This window comes from Luteibacter sp. W1I16 (assembly GCF_050434905.1).
Taxonomy (GTDB): domain Bacteria; phylum Pseudomonadota; class Gammaproteobacteria; order Xanthomonadales; family Rhodanobacteraceae; genus Luteibacter.
The window spans coordinates 3,816,996-3,831,819 of the sequence record NZ_JBNDJJ010000001.1 but is presented as its reverse complement, the minus strand read 5'-3'; the positions used below and the strand labels follow the sequence as shown (position 1 = coordinate 3,831,819).

The 14,824-nt window shown below is 66.5% G+C and carries 9 protein-coding genes; 3 read left to right on the top strand and 6 right to left on the bottom strand.

Annotated features, from left to right (window positions below):
- Positions 1-7: 7 nt before the first annotated feature.
- Genes QFZ41_RS16830 through QFZ41_RS16820 form a run of 3 tightly spaced genes read right to left on the bottom strand, consistent with a single transcriptional unit; the run spans position 8 to position 6,663 of the window.
- The gene (locus QFZ41_RS16830; RefSeq protein ID WP_429199788.1) at positions 8-3,304 is read right to left on the bottom strand and encodes a hybrid sensor histidine kinase/response regulator; all 3,297 of its coding nucleotides are present in this window, start codon (positions 3,302-3,304) and stop codon (positions 8-10) included.
- Between the two features lie 37 nt (positions 3,305-3,341).
- Positions 3,342-4,361 carry an extracellular catalytic domain type 2 short-chain-length polyhydroxyalkanoate depolymerase gene (locus QFZ41_RS16825; protein WP_429199787.1) on the bottom strand — a complete coding sequence of 340 codons (1,020 nt, stop codon included), beginning with the start codon at positions 4,359-4,361 and terminating at the stop codon, positions 3,342-3,344.
- Positions 4,362-4,374: 13 nt separating this feature from the next.
- A complete protein-coding gene (locus tag QFZ41_RS16820; protein ID WP_429199786.1) occupies positions 4,375-6,663 on the bottom strand; it encodes a TonB-dependent receptor in 2,289 nt (762 codons plus the stop codon).
- 173 nt (positions 6,664-6,836) lie between these two features.
- Here QFZ41_RS16820 and QFZ41_RS16815 point away from each other — a divergent pair, with 173 nt between their 5' ends.
- Both QFZ41_RS16815 and QFZ41_RS16810 read left to right on the top strand, forming a co-directional pair.
- Positions 6,837-8,234: a GntP family permease gene (locus tag QFZ41_RS16815; RefSeq protein WP_429199785.1), complete on the top strand. Its 1,398-nt coding sequence runs from the start codon at positions 6,837-6,839 to the stop codon at positions 8,232-8,234.
- 30 nt (positions 8,235-8,264) lie between these two features.
- Complete coding sequence (locus tag QFZ41_RS16810; protein ID WP_429199784.1) at positions 8,265-8,951, top strand: alpha/beta fold hydrolase; 687 nt, start codon at positions 8,265-8,267, stop codon at positions 8,949-8,951.
- Between the two features lie 4 nt (positions 8,952-8,955).
- On the opposite strand, the gene greA is transcribed toward QFZ41_RS16810, so the two are convergent.
- Genes greA through carA form a run of 3 tightly spaced genes read right to left on the bottom strand, consistent with a single transcriptional unit; the run spans position 8,956 to position 13,856 of the window.
- Entirely contained in the window at positions 8,956-9,438 is a 483-nt protein-coding gene (gene greA / locus QFZ41_RS16805) for a transcription elongation factor GreA (RefSeq protein WP_429199783.1), read from the bottom strand.
- Complete coding sequence (carB, locus tag QFZ41_RS16800) at positions 9,435-12,662, bottom strand: carbamoyl-phosphate synthase large subunit (RefSeq protein WP_429199782.1); 3,228 nt, start codon at positions 12,660-12,662, stop codon at positions 9,435-9,437. The genes greA and carB overlap by 4 nt, the downstream gene beginning before the upstream one ends.
- A gap of 51 nt (positions 12,663-12,713) precedes the next feature.
- The gene (gene carA / locus QFZ41_RS16795) at positions 12,714-13,856 is read right to left on the bottom strand and encodes a glutamine-hydrolyzing carbamoyl-phosphate synthase small subunit (protein WP_429199781.1); all 1,143 of its coding nucleotides are present in this window, start codon (positions 13,854-13,856) and stop codon (positions 12,714-12,716) included.
- Between the two features lie 216 nt (positions 13,857-14,072).
- Between carA and QFZ41_RS16790 the strand changes: the two genes are divergently transcribed.
- A complete protein-coding gene (locus QFZ41_RS16790; RefSeq protein WP_429199780.1) occupies positions 14,073-14,756 on the top strand; it encodes a 2OG-Fe(II) oxygenase in 684 nt (227 codons plus the stop codon).
- The last annotated feature ends 68 nt before the right edge of the window (positions 14,757-14,824 follow it).

Sequence of the window (14,824 nt, the reverse complement as noted above, 5' to 3'; positions counted from 1 at the left end):
CGGGCCGCTAGGCCCTCGCGACCAACCGTTGCATCGCCTGCCGCATCGCGAGCGGTTTCAACGGCTTGTAGAGCACGCTTCCACCGGCTTCCTGAAGCCGCGCCCGCAGGTCCACGTCGCGGTCGGCGGTGACGAAGACCGTGGGCACGTCACCGAAACGCTCGCGCAAGACACGCAAGGCTTCCAGGCCCGTACGGCCCGCATCGAGGTGGTAGTCGAGCACGAGCAGGTCGGGCACGCTCGCGTGCCCCTCGGGCGTGCGCAGCGCGTCGACCGTCCAGCCGAGACCCCGCAACAAGGTCGCGGTGGCGAGGAGCGCCACGGGATCGTTATCCACGACGACGGCATGGCCGGTGCCGGGCGCGACGAGCGCGGGCGGCGGCGCCGTCTCGATGACGCCACGCGGGGCGACGGGTGCGGCCACGTCGAACACACTGCCGAGCCCCGGCCACGAGCGCAACGACAGCGGATGGCGCAGCAAGGCGGCCGTGCGCTCGGCGATGGCCAGGCCGAGCCCGAGCCCCTGCCCCGCCGCGGCGTCGCCACGCCGGAACGCCTCGAAGATCACGTCGCGATCGTCCAGGGCGATGCCGGGTCCGGTATCCCATACTTCGATGCGCACGCCGCCAGCGGTGCGCCGGCAGCCGAGCAACACGCGGCCGCCTTCGGCATAACGCAGCGCGTTGGCCAGGAAGTTCTGCACGATCCTGCGCAGCAGGTGGGGATCCGTTCGCACCCACGCGCGCGTCGGCACGCAGTCGAAACGGATACCGCGTTCCGCGGCTAGTGCGCGGCTTTCCGCCGCGAGCGGCCCGATGACGTCGGCGAGCGCCACGTCGATCACGCGCGGCTCCAGCCTCCCGCCTTCCAGACGTGCGATGTCGAGCAATCCCGCCAGCAGGTTTTCCGTGGCGACCAGCGCGCCATCCAGGTGTCGTACCGTTTCGCCGTCGCCATGGCCCGAGCGCAGCGCATGCGCGAACAATTGGGCGGCGTGCAACGGCTGCAACAAGTCGTGGCTCACCGCGGTGAGGAAGTGCCCCTTCGCCTCGTTCGCCTGGTGCGCGGCAGCCATCGCCTGCTGCAACTCGACCGTGCGTTCGGTCACCCGCAGTTCGAGCGTCTCGTTGGCGCGGATCAACTCGTCCTCGGCCTCTCGGAACGAGGTGACGTCGGTGAAGGTGGCGACGTATCCGCCGCCCGGCATGGGATTGCCGCGGATCTCCACCACGGTGCCGTCGGGAAAGCGACGTTCGGCAAGGTGCGGCGAACCGGAGCGCATGCGGGCGATGCGGCGCTCCACGCGCGAGTCGATGTCGCCCGGCCCGATCAGTCCGCCGGCGATGTTGTGGCGAACGAGATCCGCCGCTGGACGGCCCACGCGCAACATGTCCGGAGGGTAACCGAACAGTTCCGCATACGGCTTGTTCCACGCCACCAGGCGCAGGTCCGCGTCTACCACGCAGATGCCCTGGCTCATCGTTTCCAGGGCGGCTTCGAGCACGCGCTGGTTGAAGCGCAGGTCCTGGGTCGCTTCGCCGACGATCGCGGCCACGGTATCCAGTTCATCCTGCCGTTGCCGATGGACCACCTGCAACAGCAGGCGGGCGGACCCTGCGCCGATCACCGCGGCCAGTTCGTGCTCCACGAGCGCGGCGAGCCCGCCGCCCGCGGCACCGTGCGAGGGAGCTTCTTCGAACAAGACGTGCACGCGCTCGGCGGGGAGGAAACGCGCGGCGAGCGCACGCAGGTCGCCGACGTCGACACCGCCCAGCTCCGCGGACGGTAGCGCCGCGCGGCCGTAGCGCGATGGCGCGACCAGGACGATCGTGGCGATATTCGCACCGAGCCCTAGCACCACGGCGCGGCCGAGGCGGCTCCAGTCGTCGAGCCCGAGCAGGCGGTCGGGAGCCAGCCAGCCGACGCCGAATGGACCGTCGACCACCCATGCCGGCCCGGGCGCGACCAGGGCGGGCAGCACGACATACAGCCACACCAGGGTGCCGGCGACGAGACCGGCACCTACCGCGCGCGCGCCGGTACGTGGCCGGTACACGGCGACCAGCAAGGCGGGAGCGAGACCGGCCAGCGCGGAGAACGAGATGCCGCCGATATCCGCCAGCGCATCGTTGCCGGCAAGCATGCGGCTGTATGCCCAGGCCAGCAGGATCACCGCGACGATCGCGAGGCGGCGCTGCGTGATGACTTGCCCGCGCAAGTCGCCGCGTTCATCGCGGCCCCAGCCGCCGAGTACGCGCAAGGGCGCGATGAAGTGATTCACCACCATCAGGCTGAGCGCCAGCGTGGCGACGACGACCATGCTGGTCGCCGCGGACAGTCCGCCGAGGAAGGCGAACAACGCCAGGCCACCTTGCTGGCGTGACAGAGGCAGCGCCAGTACGTAGAGGTCGGACGGCACGCCGAGAGGAGCGAGCGTGGCGTCGCCGAGCTTCGCGAGGGGCAGGATCGGCAGCGAGATCAGCAGCATGTAGGCAGGGAAGAGCCATCTCGCCGTACGGACGTGACGCACGTCGCGGCACTCCACCATGCCCGCGTGGAACTGGTGCGGGAGCGTGAACATCGCCAATGCGCCGAGCAGGATCAGCGCGGGGAACCCGCTGGCGTCATGCGGCATCGCCGCCGCGCGCGCGACCGCGGCCGGGTCGGGCGCGGCGTCGATCAACAGTGTCCCCAGCGCGAGCATCGCGGCCAGCTTGAACAGCGATTCGAAGGCCATGGCGAGAACGAGGCCACGGTTGTGCGCCATGGCCGAGGCCCGCCGCGTGCCGAACAGCATCGCGAACGCGGCCATCAGCAAGGCGACGTAGAGGGCGCTGTCCTGCCATGCCGGGGCCTCGGCGTCGCGCCCGCGAGCGAGCAGGCCGTAGCTCATCGCCACGGCTTTCAGTTGCAGCGCGATGTACGGGACGATGCCGATCAGCATCACCACGGTAACCAGCGCGGCAAGCCCGCGATGCCGGCCAAGCCGTGCGGAAACCAGGTCGGCGACGGAGCCGGCGTTGTAGTCGCGGGCCATGACGACGAGCCGCCGCAACACCCCCACGGCGAACAGGTACATCAGGATCGCGCCGACGAAGGTCGGCGGCAGCCACCAGCCGGAACGCGAGGCCTGGGTGACCGTGCCGTAGAAGGTCCACGAGGTGCAGTGGATCGCCAGGGAGAGCGCGTAAACGATCGCCCAGCGGCGTTCGAGGAAGGCGGGCTTGCGCTCGCCGAAGAGCGCCACGGCGAAGAGCATGCACAGCCAGAGGCCCGCGGCGGTGGTGACGATCCAGGGGCTCATGGGCGGGAGAGGCGAAGGGCTTCGCCGGCGATACGACTCATTTCACGGCCGGAAGCCCCAATCCACGCAACGCATCCACCAGCCAGCGCAACTGCACGCCGGCGCGTGTGTCGTAGTTCTCCCCCGAGTAACCCCACCAGTCCCAGCATGCCTGCGGATTCAATGGCGCGAACACCGCGCGGGTCTGAGGATACAGGACCGCCACGTCGTAGACGTCCGCCCAGCGGTTGAGTCCGGCATCCTCCACGAAGGCCTTCCCGACCAGGTCGGCGTTCTGCTTGCAGCCGTGCAAGGCGACCATCACGCCGCAGGGCTTTCCGGCCAGGCAGTCCGGTGGCAGGTAGACATAACCCGTCGAAGCCAGGAACGCGTCCCTGCCGTCTTTCCTGTAAGCATCCTGGTCGAACGCGCGGACTTCGCCACGAGCCATCGAGGCGGCATGCGCAGGCTTCCCATAAAGCCTCGCGAAAATTTCCCCGGCCGCGTCGAACCCGCAATGGCCAAGGAAGGGTGAAACGGATTTGCCGCAATCGTCGCCCTTGGCAGCGATCGGCAGGTTATGCGCAAAAGCGCGATCGCCGTCGTCGACGACACTCATGCCGGCTAGCGCCGGATCGGCCTTCTTCAACGCCTCGTAGAAACCCGCCGAGGCGTGTCCCACCGCCGGAGCCACCAGCGCATCCTGCGCACCATGCAAGGCATAGATCTTCGCCGAAGCGAGCTTCGCCAGCGGACCGATCTCGCCCTTGGCGGCACGAGCCTGTGCCTGCGCCGCGAGCGTCGCGACATCCGGCGCGGGCGTTCCCTTCATGCAACTACCCAAGGCCACGTCGAGCTTCCCCTGGGCACAGCCATAGGGACCGCCAGCGACCAGCGCCGCACCGTGGAACACGTCCGGATAGGCGACCTGTGCCTGGGTCGCCATGTAGGCACCCGAAGACAAGCCCGCGACCGTGACACGCGCCGCGTCGATCTTCAGCGAAGGCAGCGCGGGCGGGACATCGGCGGCGGAAGCGCCACCGGCGAGCAAGACGAAGCTAAGCAACAGACGGCGCATCGTGGTCCCCTTGTCAGAAGTTGTAGCGTACCGACGCGTAGTAATTGCGCGGCATGCCGTAGTACGCCGTGCGGATGTTACCCACGCTCGAGAACTCCTGGCCATCGGTCTTGTAGACCTTGTTCGTCGCATTGCGGACGCCGGCGCGGAACTGCCAGTGGCCGTCGCCCGAATCGAAGATGCCGAACGCGCCGACCAGCGTGTATGCCTTCTGGCTCAACGCCGCGTAATTGTCCACGCTGAGCCACGTCTCGGTGCGGTAGGAGGCATCGGCACCCACGGTCAGCGCGCCACCCGCGAGGTTGAACGTCTGCGTCGCCGCGACTCGCGCGGTCCACTTCGGCGAGAACGGCACGTGGTCGTGGATCGTCGGGTTGTACTGCGGATTGGACGGATCGAGCCGCGCGTCGTCGAAACGGTCGTACTTCGCCTTCAGATAACCGATCTGCGTACTCAGGCGAGTACCCTCGCCCAACAGCGCGACACCCTCGGCCTCGAAGCCGTCCATCTTCAGCTTCGCGGCGTTGATCACGGGGAAGGCGAACGTCGGCGTCAGCGAGCCGGGATTCTGGATCTCGGAGACGCGCGCCTGGAAATCCTTGTAGTTGCTGTGGAAGGCCGCCAGGTTGGCCTGCAGGCGGTTATCCGCGCTGCGCAGCTTCAGGCCCGTCTCGAAAGTCCACACGGTTTCCGGATCGAACTCGGCCGTCTTCGCCTCGGCCGCCGAATTCGCACGGCCATTGAAACCGCCCGATTTGAAGCCGCGGCTGGCGGAGACATACCACATCGTCTGCGGATCGAACTGCTTTTGCAGGCTCACCGTCGGCGTCCACGCCGTCCAGTCCTTGCTGCGGGAGAGCGGCACGGTCTCGTTCAAGGCGGTCAGTGGCGCGCCCCAGAACGTGCTGGTCGTACGATCGTAATCCTTGCTTTCCTTGCTGTATCGCATGCCGGCGGCAAGCGTCCAGCTCGGCGCGAATTCCCAGTTCACGTGGGCGAAACCCGCCCAGCTCTTCGTCGTGAGATCGTCGCCGATGGTGCGCAGGAAAGGCACCGTCCGGCCCGCCACGGCGAACAGGTCGTCCGCGAACGCGTACTGCGTGGACGGCACGTTCTCGCGCAGGAAGTACGCGCCGAACACCGATTGCAGGTTGCTGCCGTTATCGAAAGCCAGCTGCAGTTCCTGACTGGCCTGTTTCTGGTGGAAGCCGACGAAGACGTCGCCGAGTTCGAACTGCGAAGCGTCGATGTCGATATAGGACTCGCTATCGAGCTTGCGGTAGGCGGTGATGCTCTTCAGGTTCCACTGGTCGGACAGCTTCCAGTTCATGTTCAGTGCCACGCCCTTATGCGTGAGCTCCTGGCCATCGTTCGGCGGGAACGAGGTCCGCGTATGGAAGTTGTACTTTTCGTCGAGGTTGGGCCGCAGCAAGGTCACCGTGCCGAGGACGAGGTCGGTGCGGGTCAGCCGCGACACCGGCTGGCCGAGCGTGAGCGCGGTATCCATTTTCGTGTAGTCGAGGGTCAGCACGCCATCGAAAGTGTCGGAAGGATGGAAGCGCAGCTTGCCGCGGACCGACTTGGTGTCGTCGTTGTTGAAGTCGTGGCCGCTGTAGTCGTGGACATAGCCGTCGTTGCGCGTGATCGCCCCGGCCAGCGAGGCGGACCATGCACCGTCCTTCCCCAGCGGCGTCGAGCCGTAGAAGCGGCCTTCCCGGCGGCCATAGTTGCCGAACGTGGCCTCGACCGATCCCTCCGGCGTGCTGCCCGGGTTCTTCGTGACGACCTTGACCGCGCCGCCGGTGGAGTTCTTTCCGTACAGCGTGCCCTGCGGACCGCGCAGCACTTCCACGTGGTCGACGTCGAACAGGCTGATGAGGGCACCCTGGATGCGTGAGTAGTACACGTCGTCCACATACATGCCCACGCCCGGGTCGAATGTCTGCAAGGCGTCCGGCTGGCCGATGCCACGGATGAAGATGTTCACCGACGACGACGAGCCGCGCCCCTGCACGATGTTCATGTTGGGCACCGCGCCTTGCAGGCAGTCGATGCTGGTCGCCTGCAAGTCCTTCATGTCCTCTTCGGAAAAGGCGCTCACCGCGACGGGCACCTTCTCCAGCGACTCCTCGCGGCGCCGCGCGCTCACGGTCACCTCGGTGAGTTGCGTGGCCTCCTGCTGCTTCTTCTTCGCTTCCGTCGTCGGCGCGTTCGCCTGACCGGCGTCCTGCGCCATGGCGGGAAGCGTGGCGGCGAAACCGATTGCCAGACCGATCGCCAGCGTCAGCGGTGCGTGCTTCATGGACATCCCCCGGATACCTGTGCGCGACGCCCCCTCGGCGCCGAATGACACGAAGCATAGGAACAGGCCGTGATGGCCACACTTGTACCTTGGTACAGTGCCGCGCCATCCCGTGCCTGCGGATACTCGCCGTCCGACGGACGCATAGACCGACCCTGGGGACGGATGTTTCGATGGCATTGCTGATCGTGCTGGCCGCGCTGGCCTTCCTGATGCTGGTCGCCTACCGCGGCTACAGCGTCATCCTGTTCGCGCCGGTGGCGGCGCTGGGCGCGGTCTTTCTGACCAACCCCGGCCTCGTCGCGCCGATGTTCACCGGCCTGTTCATGGACAAGATGGTCGGCTTCCTCAAGCTGTACTTCCCCGTGTTCATGCTCGGCGCGGTGTTCGGCAAGCTGATCGAACTCTCGGGCTTTTCGCGCTCCATCGTCGCCGGCACCATCGGACTGCTCGGTGAGAAGCGCGCCATTCTCTCGATCGTTCTGGTTTGCGCGCTGCTCACCTATGGCGGCGTGTCGCTCTTCGTCGTCGTCTTCGCGGTCTACCCCTTCGCCGCGGAACTGTTCCGCCAGGCACGCATACCGAAGCGGCTGATCCCCGGAACGATCGCGCTGGGCGCGTTCACCTTCACCATGGATTCGTTGCCGGGCACGCCGCAGATCCAGAACATCATCCCCACCGCGTTCTTCGGCACGGACACCTGGGCCGCGCCCTGGCTGGGCGCATTGGGCTCGGTCTTCATCCTCGCCGCCGGTCTGTTCTACCTGGAACGCCGGCGGCGGAAAGCTGCCATGGCCGGGGAAGGCTATGGGGACGATCTCGCCAATGAGCCTGTCGCCTTCACCGGCGAGCGCTTGCCGCATGCCTTCGTCGCCCTCCTGCCGCTGGTCGTCGTGGGTGTCGCGAACAAGCTGCTCACCATGGCGATACCGCGTGTCTACGGCGACACCCAATCCTTCGTGCCCACCGTCGTGGGCAGTGCCCCTCCGGTCGTGCAGGACGTGTCCAGGGTGGCCGCGATATGGGCCGTCGAAGGGGCGCTGCTGCTCGGCATCGCCTGCGTGCTGGCCTTCGCGTGGCGCCCGGTCGCCACCCGTTTCGCCGAAGGCAGCAAAGCCGCCGTGGGCGGTGCGCTGCTCGCCTCGATGAACACGGCATCCGAATACGGCTTCGGCGCCGTGATCGCCGCCCTGCCCGGCTTCCGCACGGTTGCGGACGCCCTGCACGCGATACCCAACCCGCTCGTCAACGAAGCCGTGTCCGTCACCGCGCTCGCCGGTATCACCGGATCGGCCTCGGGTGGATTGAGCATCGCGCTCGGCGCGATGAGCCAGTCCTTCATCGAGAACGCGCATGCCACCGGCATTCCGATGGAAGTGCTTCACCGCATCGCCGCGATGGCGTCCGGCGGCATGGATACGCTGCCGCATAACGGGGCCGTTATCACCCTGCTGGCCGTGACCGGCCTCACCCATCGCCAGTCGTACCGCGACATCTTCGCGATCACCGTCATCAAGACCCTCGCGGTCTTCGTGGCGATCGTCGCCTACTACGCGCTCGGGGTGGTCTGACCGCGCGCATCACACCACGGAGGCAAAGCCATGCGTTTCACCATGTCGCTGTTCGCCCTGTTGTTGCTCGCCTGCGGTTCCGTCCATGCCGCCTGCGTCGATTCCGTCGTGCTCGTGCATGGCAACACCGGTAGCCCATCCGATTTCCAGGCCACCCATGACCTGCTCCGCCAGCGTGGCTACACCGAATCGCAAATCATCGCGCCAAGCTGGGGCAACGCGTTCTGCGCCGCCTGCAACGACCACAACGGCAGCGAGGAAACGCCGGTGGAGAACGCCATCGTCGATGCGCTGGCTTCTTCCTGTACTGGCAAGATCGACGTCATCGGGCACTCGATGGGCGCCACGCTCGCCGCCCGCGTGATCGACCGCATTGGCGCCTCCGACTCGGTCAACACCTTCATCGGCATCGCCGGGGCCTTCCGCGGCCTTTATTCCTGCGGCATGTATCCCTTCAACGTGGCCACGACGACCTGCGGGGCCTGGGGCCTGTCGATCGGCAGCCCCTTCCTCAACGGCATCGCGGGACACCGTTTCGGGGCGAAGATGTACTCGTTCAAATCGTACGCCGACGAGATCAACTGCTACGGCGGCGTCTGCGTGGTCTACGGGGTGCACACCTCGCAGATCCAGGGGGAAACGGCGAGCTACACGTTCCCCTATGGGCATTACGGCCTGCTCTGGTACACCGCCACCCAGCAGGCCGATCTGCTCTGAGGCGTCAGCTGTAGCGGACGGCCTTGATCTCGAAGGTCTTCACGCCGTTGGGTGCGGTGAAATCGAACTCGTCGCCTTCGCTCTTGCCGATCAGGGCACGCGCGATAGGCGACGACACCGCGATGAGGTTCTGCTTGATGTCGGCCTCGAGGTCACCCACGATCTGGTAGGTGACCTCCGCGTCCGTGTCGACATCGACGAGGTCGACGATGGCGCCGAAGACGATGCGCTTGCCGACGCTGAGCCGCTCGGTGTCGATCACCTCGGAGTTGGACAGCGCGGCTTCCAGTTCGGCGATGCGGCCTTCGTTGAAGCCGTGCATCTCGCGCGCGGCGTGGTACTCGGCGTTTTCCTTCAGGTCGCCATGCGCCCGCGCCTCGGCGACGGCCGCGACGATCTCCGGACGCTTCACGCGCTTGAGGTATTCGAGTTCGTCGCGCAGGCGATCGGCACCCTTCTGGGTCAGGGGAGGACGGCTGGCGCTCATGCGTTCAACTCCTTGTGCAGGTCCTGCAGGCTGTTCACTTCGCCATTGGCGTGGAAGTCGAGCGAGTGCACGAGGGCACGCGCGCCTGCGACGGTCGTGGAATAGGTGACGCGCTGCTGCAAGGCCTCGCGACGGATCGAGAACGAATCGGAGATGGCCTGCTTGCCTTCCGTCGTGTTGACGATATAGACCACTTCGCCGTTCTTGATCAGGTCGACGATGTGCGGACGGCCTTCGAGCACCTTGTTGATGCGCTCGCACTTCACGCCGTTGTGCTCCAGGAACGCGGCCGTACCGGTCGTGGCCACGATCACGTAGCCGCGCGCGGCGACGTCCTGGGCGATCGGCAGCAAGCGGTCCTTGTCGGCGTCACGCACCGACATGAAGACCTTGCCCTTCGGCGGCGCCTTGATACCGGCGGCCTCGTGCCCGCGTGCGAAGGCGGCGCCGAAGCTGCGGCCGACGCCCATCACCTCACCCGTGGAACGCATCTCGGGACCGAGGATCGGATCGACGTTCTGGAACTTCAGGAACGGGAAGATCGCTTCCTTCACCGAGTAATACGACGGGATGATCTCCTTCGTCGCGCCCTGGTCGGCGAGCGTGCGGCCGGCCATGGCGCGCGCGGCGATCTTCGCCAGCGACATGCCCGTGGCCTTGCACACGAAGGGCACCGTGCGTGAGGCGCGCGGGTTCACTTCGAGGATGAAGACGTCGTCGCCCTGGATGGCGAACTGCGTGTTCATCAGGCCGATGACCTTCAGTTCACGGGCCAGCTCGGTGACCTGGCGGCGCATTTCGTCCTGCACTTCCTGCGAGAGCGAATACGGTGGCAGCGAGCACGAGGAATCGCCCGAGTGCACGCCGGCTTCCTCGATGTGCTCCATGATGCCGCCGATCAGCACGTTGCCCTCGGCGTCCGCGACGATGTCCACGTCCACTTCCACCGCGTGGTCGAGGAAGCGGTCGAGCAGCACCGGCGAGTCGTTCGACACCTGCACGGCGTCGCGGATGTAGCGCGACAGGTCGGCGTCGGCGTAGACGATTTCCATGGCGCGGCCACCGAGCACGTAACTCGGGCGCACGACCAGCGGGTAGCCGATCTCGCGAGCCAGGGCCAGCGCTTCGTCGGCGTTGCGCGCGGTGCGGTTCGGCGGCTGCTTGAGATCGAGCTTGGTGATCAGCTTCTGGAAACGCTCGCGGTCTTCCGCCAGGTCGATCGACTCGGCGGAGGTACCGATCACCGGCACGCCCGCGGCTTCGAGCGCGCGTGCGAGCTTCAGCGGTGTCTGGCCGCCGTACTGCACGATCACGCCCTTGGGCTTTTCGAGGTCGACGATCTCCAGCACGTCTTCCAGCGTCAGCGGCTCGAAGTACAGGCGGTCGGAGGTGTCGTAATCGGTGGACACGGTCTCCGGGTTGCAGTTGACCATGATGGTCTCGAACCCGTCCTCGCGCAGGGCGATGGCCGCGTGCACGCAGCAGTAATCGAACTCGATGCCCTGGCCGATGCGGTTCGGGCCGCCGCCGAGGACGATGATCTTGTCCCTGTCGGTCGGGTTCGCTTCGCACTCTTCCTCGTACGTGGAATACATGTACGCGGTGGTGGTGGCGAACTCGGCGCCGCACGAGTCGACGCGCTTGTACACCGGGCGCACGCCCAGGGTGCGACGCACGTGGCGCACGGCGGCTTCGTCGGTGCCGACCAGTTCGGCCAGGCGCGCGTCGGAGAAGCCCATGCGCTTGAGTTCGCGCATGCGCGGCTCGTCGAGCGCGGTGAGGCCCTGGCGCTGCACCTCGCCCTCGGTCATCACGATGTCCTCGAACGCGGCGAGGAACCAGGGATCGATGCGCGTGAGGTTGTGCACCTCTTCCAGCGAGAGGCCCGCGCGGAAGGCGTCGGCCACGTGGAAGACGCGATCCGGACGCGGCTCGCGCAGTTCGCGCTTGAGGATCTGGAAGCCTTCCTCGCTGCCAATGTCCAGGCCGGTGGGGTTCAGGCCGGTCTTGCCGATTTCCAGGCCGCGAAGGGCCTTCTGCATCGACTCGTGGAAGGTGCGGCCCATCGCCATCACCTCGCCCACCGACTTCATCTGGGTGGTGAGGCGCGCGTCGGCGGCCGGGAACTTCTCGAAGGCGAAGCGGGGAATCTTGGTGACGACGTAATCGATCGACGGCTCGAACGAGGCCGGGGTGAGACCACCGGTGATGTCGTTCTTGAGTTCGTCGAGCGTATAGCCGACGGCGAGCTTGGCGGCGACCTTGGCGATCGGAAAACCGGTGGCCTTGGAGGCCAGCGCCGAGGAACGCGACACGCGCGGATTCATCTCGATGACCACGACGCGGCCGTCCTCGGCGTTGATGCCGAACTGCACGTTGGAGCCGCCGGTATCGACGCCGATCTTGCGCAGCACCGCGATGGACGCGTTGCGCAGGCGCTGGTATTCCTTGTCGGTGAGCGTCTGCGCCGGCGCGACGGTGATCGAGTCGCCCGTATGCACGCCCATCGGATCGAAGTTCTCGATCGAGCAGACGATGATGCAGTTGTCCGCCTTGTCGCGGACCACTTCCATCTCGAATTCCTTCCAGCCCAGCACCGACTCCTCGACCAGCACCTCGTGCACGGGCGAGAGTTCGAGGCCGCGGCCGACGATCTCGACGAATTCTTCCTTGTTATAGGCGATGCCGCCGCCCGAACCGCCGAGGGTGAAGCTCGGGCGGATGATGGTCGGGAAGCCGACGGTGGTCTGGATTTCCAGCGCCTGCTCCATCGAACGGGCGACTTCCGCCTTCGGGCATTCCAGGCCGATCTCTGCCATGGCCTTGCGGAACAGGTCGCGGTCTTCCGCCATGCGGATGGCGTCGCGCGACGCGCCGATCAGCTCGACGTTGTACTTTTCGAGCACGCCGTTGTCGGCGAGGTCGAGCGCGCAGTTGAGGCCGGTCTGGCCACCCATCGTGGGCAGCACGGCGTCCGGGCGCTCCTTGGCGATGATGCGCTCGACGGTCTGCCAGTTGATCGGCTCGATGTAGACGGCGTGGGCCGTCTCGGGATCGGTCATGATCGTCGCCGGGTTCGAATTGACCAGGACGACGCGGTAACCCTCTTCCTTCAGCGCCTTGCATGCCTGCGCGCCGGAGTAGTCGAACTCGCAGGCCTGGCCGATGACGATCGGGCCGGCGCCGATGACGAGGATGGTCTTGATGTCTGAACGCTTGGGCATGGTTTCTCTCGCGAATCGAAGGCTGATGGTCTAGCGGGCGGCGATACGGCGTCAGGACGCCTTCTTCGCCTTGCCCTGCTCCATCGAGGCGATGAACTGGTCGAACAGGTAGCCGACGTCCTCGGGGCCCGGGCTGGCTTCCGGGTGACCCTGGAAGCAGAAGGCCGGGCGATCCGTCAGGGCGAAGCCCTGCAGGGAGCCGTCGAACAGCGAGGTATGGGTGATGCGCACGTTGGCCGGCAGGGTGTCCGGATCCACCGCGAAGCCGTGGTTCTGCGAGCTGATCAGAACGCGGCCCGAATCGTGGTCCTTCACCGGGTGGTTCGCACCGTGGTGGCCGAACTTCATCTTCGAGGTTTTCGCGCCGATGGCGAGCGCCAGGATCTGGTGGCCCAGGCAGATGCCGAACAGCGGGATCTTCGTTTCGAGGATCTCGCGCGTCGCGGCGATGGCGTAGTCGCACGCGGCCGGGTCGCCCGGGCCGTTGGCGAGGAAGATGCCGTCGGGATTCATCGCCAGCACTTCCGAGGCCGGCGTCTGCGCGGGAACCACGGTGATGTCGCAGCCGCGGCCGGCGAGCAGGCGCAGGATGTTCTGCTTCACGCCGTAATCGAAGGCCACCACGCGGTACTTCTTCGGCGCGTTGTAGAAGGCCTGCTTGTCGAGGTCGTAGACGCCCTCGCTCCACTGGTAGGTCTTGGTGGTGCTGACCACCTTGGCCAGGTCCATGCCGTTGAGGCCCGGGAAGGCCTTCGCCTTGGCCACCGCCGCGTCCGCGTCGATGCCTTCGCCGGCCACGATGCAGCCGTTGAGCGCGCCCTTCTCGCGAAGGATGCGGGTGAGCCGGCGCGTGTCGATCCCCGCGATGGCGACCACGCCGTGGCGGGCGAGGTAGTGCGGCAGCGGTTCGGTGCTGCGCCAGTTGCTGGCCAGGCGCGGCACGTCGCGCACGATCATGCCGGCCGCGTGGACGCGGTCGGCCTCGACGTCGACGTCGTTGGTGCCGGTATTGCCGATGTGGGGATAGGTGAGCGTGACGATCTGGCGGGAGTACGACGGGTCGGTCAGGATTTCCTGGTAACCGGTCATGGCGGTGTTGAACACCACCTCGCCAACCGTCTCACCGCGGGCACCGACCGCGTGGCCGTGAAAAACGCTGCCGTCTTCGAGAGCAAGCAGAGCAGGAGTACGCATGGGATGGCCGCCTTCAGGTGCAGCAAAGCCCGCAAGCCAGCAAAAAGCGGCTCGTGGGCCTTGGGGATAAGGAATCGTAGGGCGGGTAAGAATGATAGGTGTGAAAGCCCATTCTGTCCACCGGCAAACGATGAACGCGCACGTGGCCGGATATCGCGGGGACGGCGGCCCGACACGATACAATGCCCGTGAGGTACCTACCCGAGACTCGCCCGCATGCTGCTCGACCCCGCCCGCCTGGAACGTCCCGACACCGACATCAGGCACGAGCCGTTCTCGTTCATGATCGCCCACGGACAGCTCCCGGATGACGCGCGCAACGACCTGGAGCGCGACTTCCCGCAATACAGCAGCGCGGGGTTCTTCCCGTACGACGCGAGCGACTGCGGTCCGTCCGTGAACGAGCTGGTGGAACAGATGACCTCGCGGGCGTTCTCCGCGGCCATCGGCCGCCACCTGGGCATCGAGGGCCTGGAGAACTACCCCACCCTGGTCACCCTCTGCCGCCTGCTCAACCGCCGCCACGGCACGATCCACACCGACAGCAAGTCGAAGATCGCCACGGCGCTGATCTATCTCAACCCGATGTGGCCGGACACCAGCGATGGCTGCCTGCGTTTTCTTCGTTCGATCAATAACATAGACGATATGGTTGCGCCCGAGTTGAAGCCGCTGTACGGCGAATTCGCCGTGTTCCGCCGGGCGGAGAATTCCTTCCACGGCCACCTGCCCTACGAGGGCGAGCGCCGGGTGATCCAGGTGGCGTGGCTCACCTCGGAAGAGGAGAAGACACGCAAGACCAAGCGGGGCAAGTTCTCGCGGGCGTTCAAGAAGATCTTCGGCAAGCTCGACCGCAAGATGGGCGCCGACCGCGACCGTAGCGCGTCGCATCCGGACTGAGGCAGGCCGGTCACCGAGGCGACCCCATCGCCGGCACAGCCGGCTCCCACCAGAGCCAGAGCATCGCC

Bases quoted from the DNA above. Each gene is read 5' to 3' on its own strand.
- QFZ41_RS16830 (WP_429199788.1), bottom strand. From the start codon at position 3,304: ATGAGCCCCTGGATCGTCACCACCGCCGCGGGCCTCTGGCTGTGCATG.
- QFZ41_RS16825 (WP_429199787.1), bottom strand. From the start codon at position 4,361: ATGCGCCGTCTGTTGCTTAGCTTCGTCTTGCTCGCCGGTGGCGCTTCC.
- QFZ41_RS16820 (WP_429199786.1), bottom strand. From the start codon at position 6,663: ATGAAGCACGCACCGCTGACGCTGGCGATCGGTCTGGCAATCGGTTTC.
- QFZ41_RS16815 (WP_429199785.1), top strand. From the start codon at position 6,837: ATGGCATTGCTGATCGTGCTGGCCGCGCTGGCCTTCCTGATGCTGGTC.
- QFZ41_RS16810 (WP_429199784.1), top strand. From the start codon at position 8,265: ATGCGTTTCACCATGTCGCTGTTCGCCCTGTTGTTGCTCGCCTGCGGT.
- greA (WP_429199783.1), bottom strand. From the start codon at position 9,438: ATGAGCGCCAGCCGTCCTCCCCTGACCCAGAAGGGTGCCGATCGCCTG.
- carB (WP_429199782.1), bottom strand. From the start codon at position 12,662: ATGCCCAAGCGTTCAGACATCAAGACCATCCTCGTCATCGGCGCCGGC.
- carA (WP_429199781.1), bottom strand. From the start codon at position 13,856: ATGCGTACTCCTGCTCTGCTTGCTCTCGAAGACGGCAGCGTTTTTCAC.
- QFZ41_RS16790 (WP_429199780.1), top strand. From the start codon at position 14,073: ATGCTGCTCGACCCCGCCCGCCTGGAACGTCCCGACACCGACATCAGG.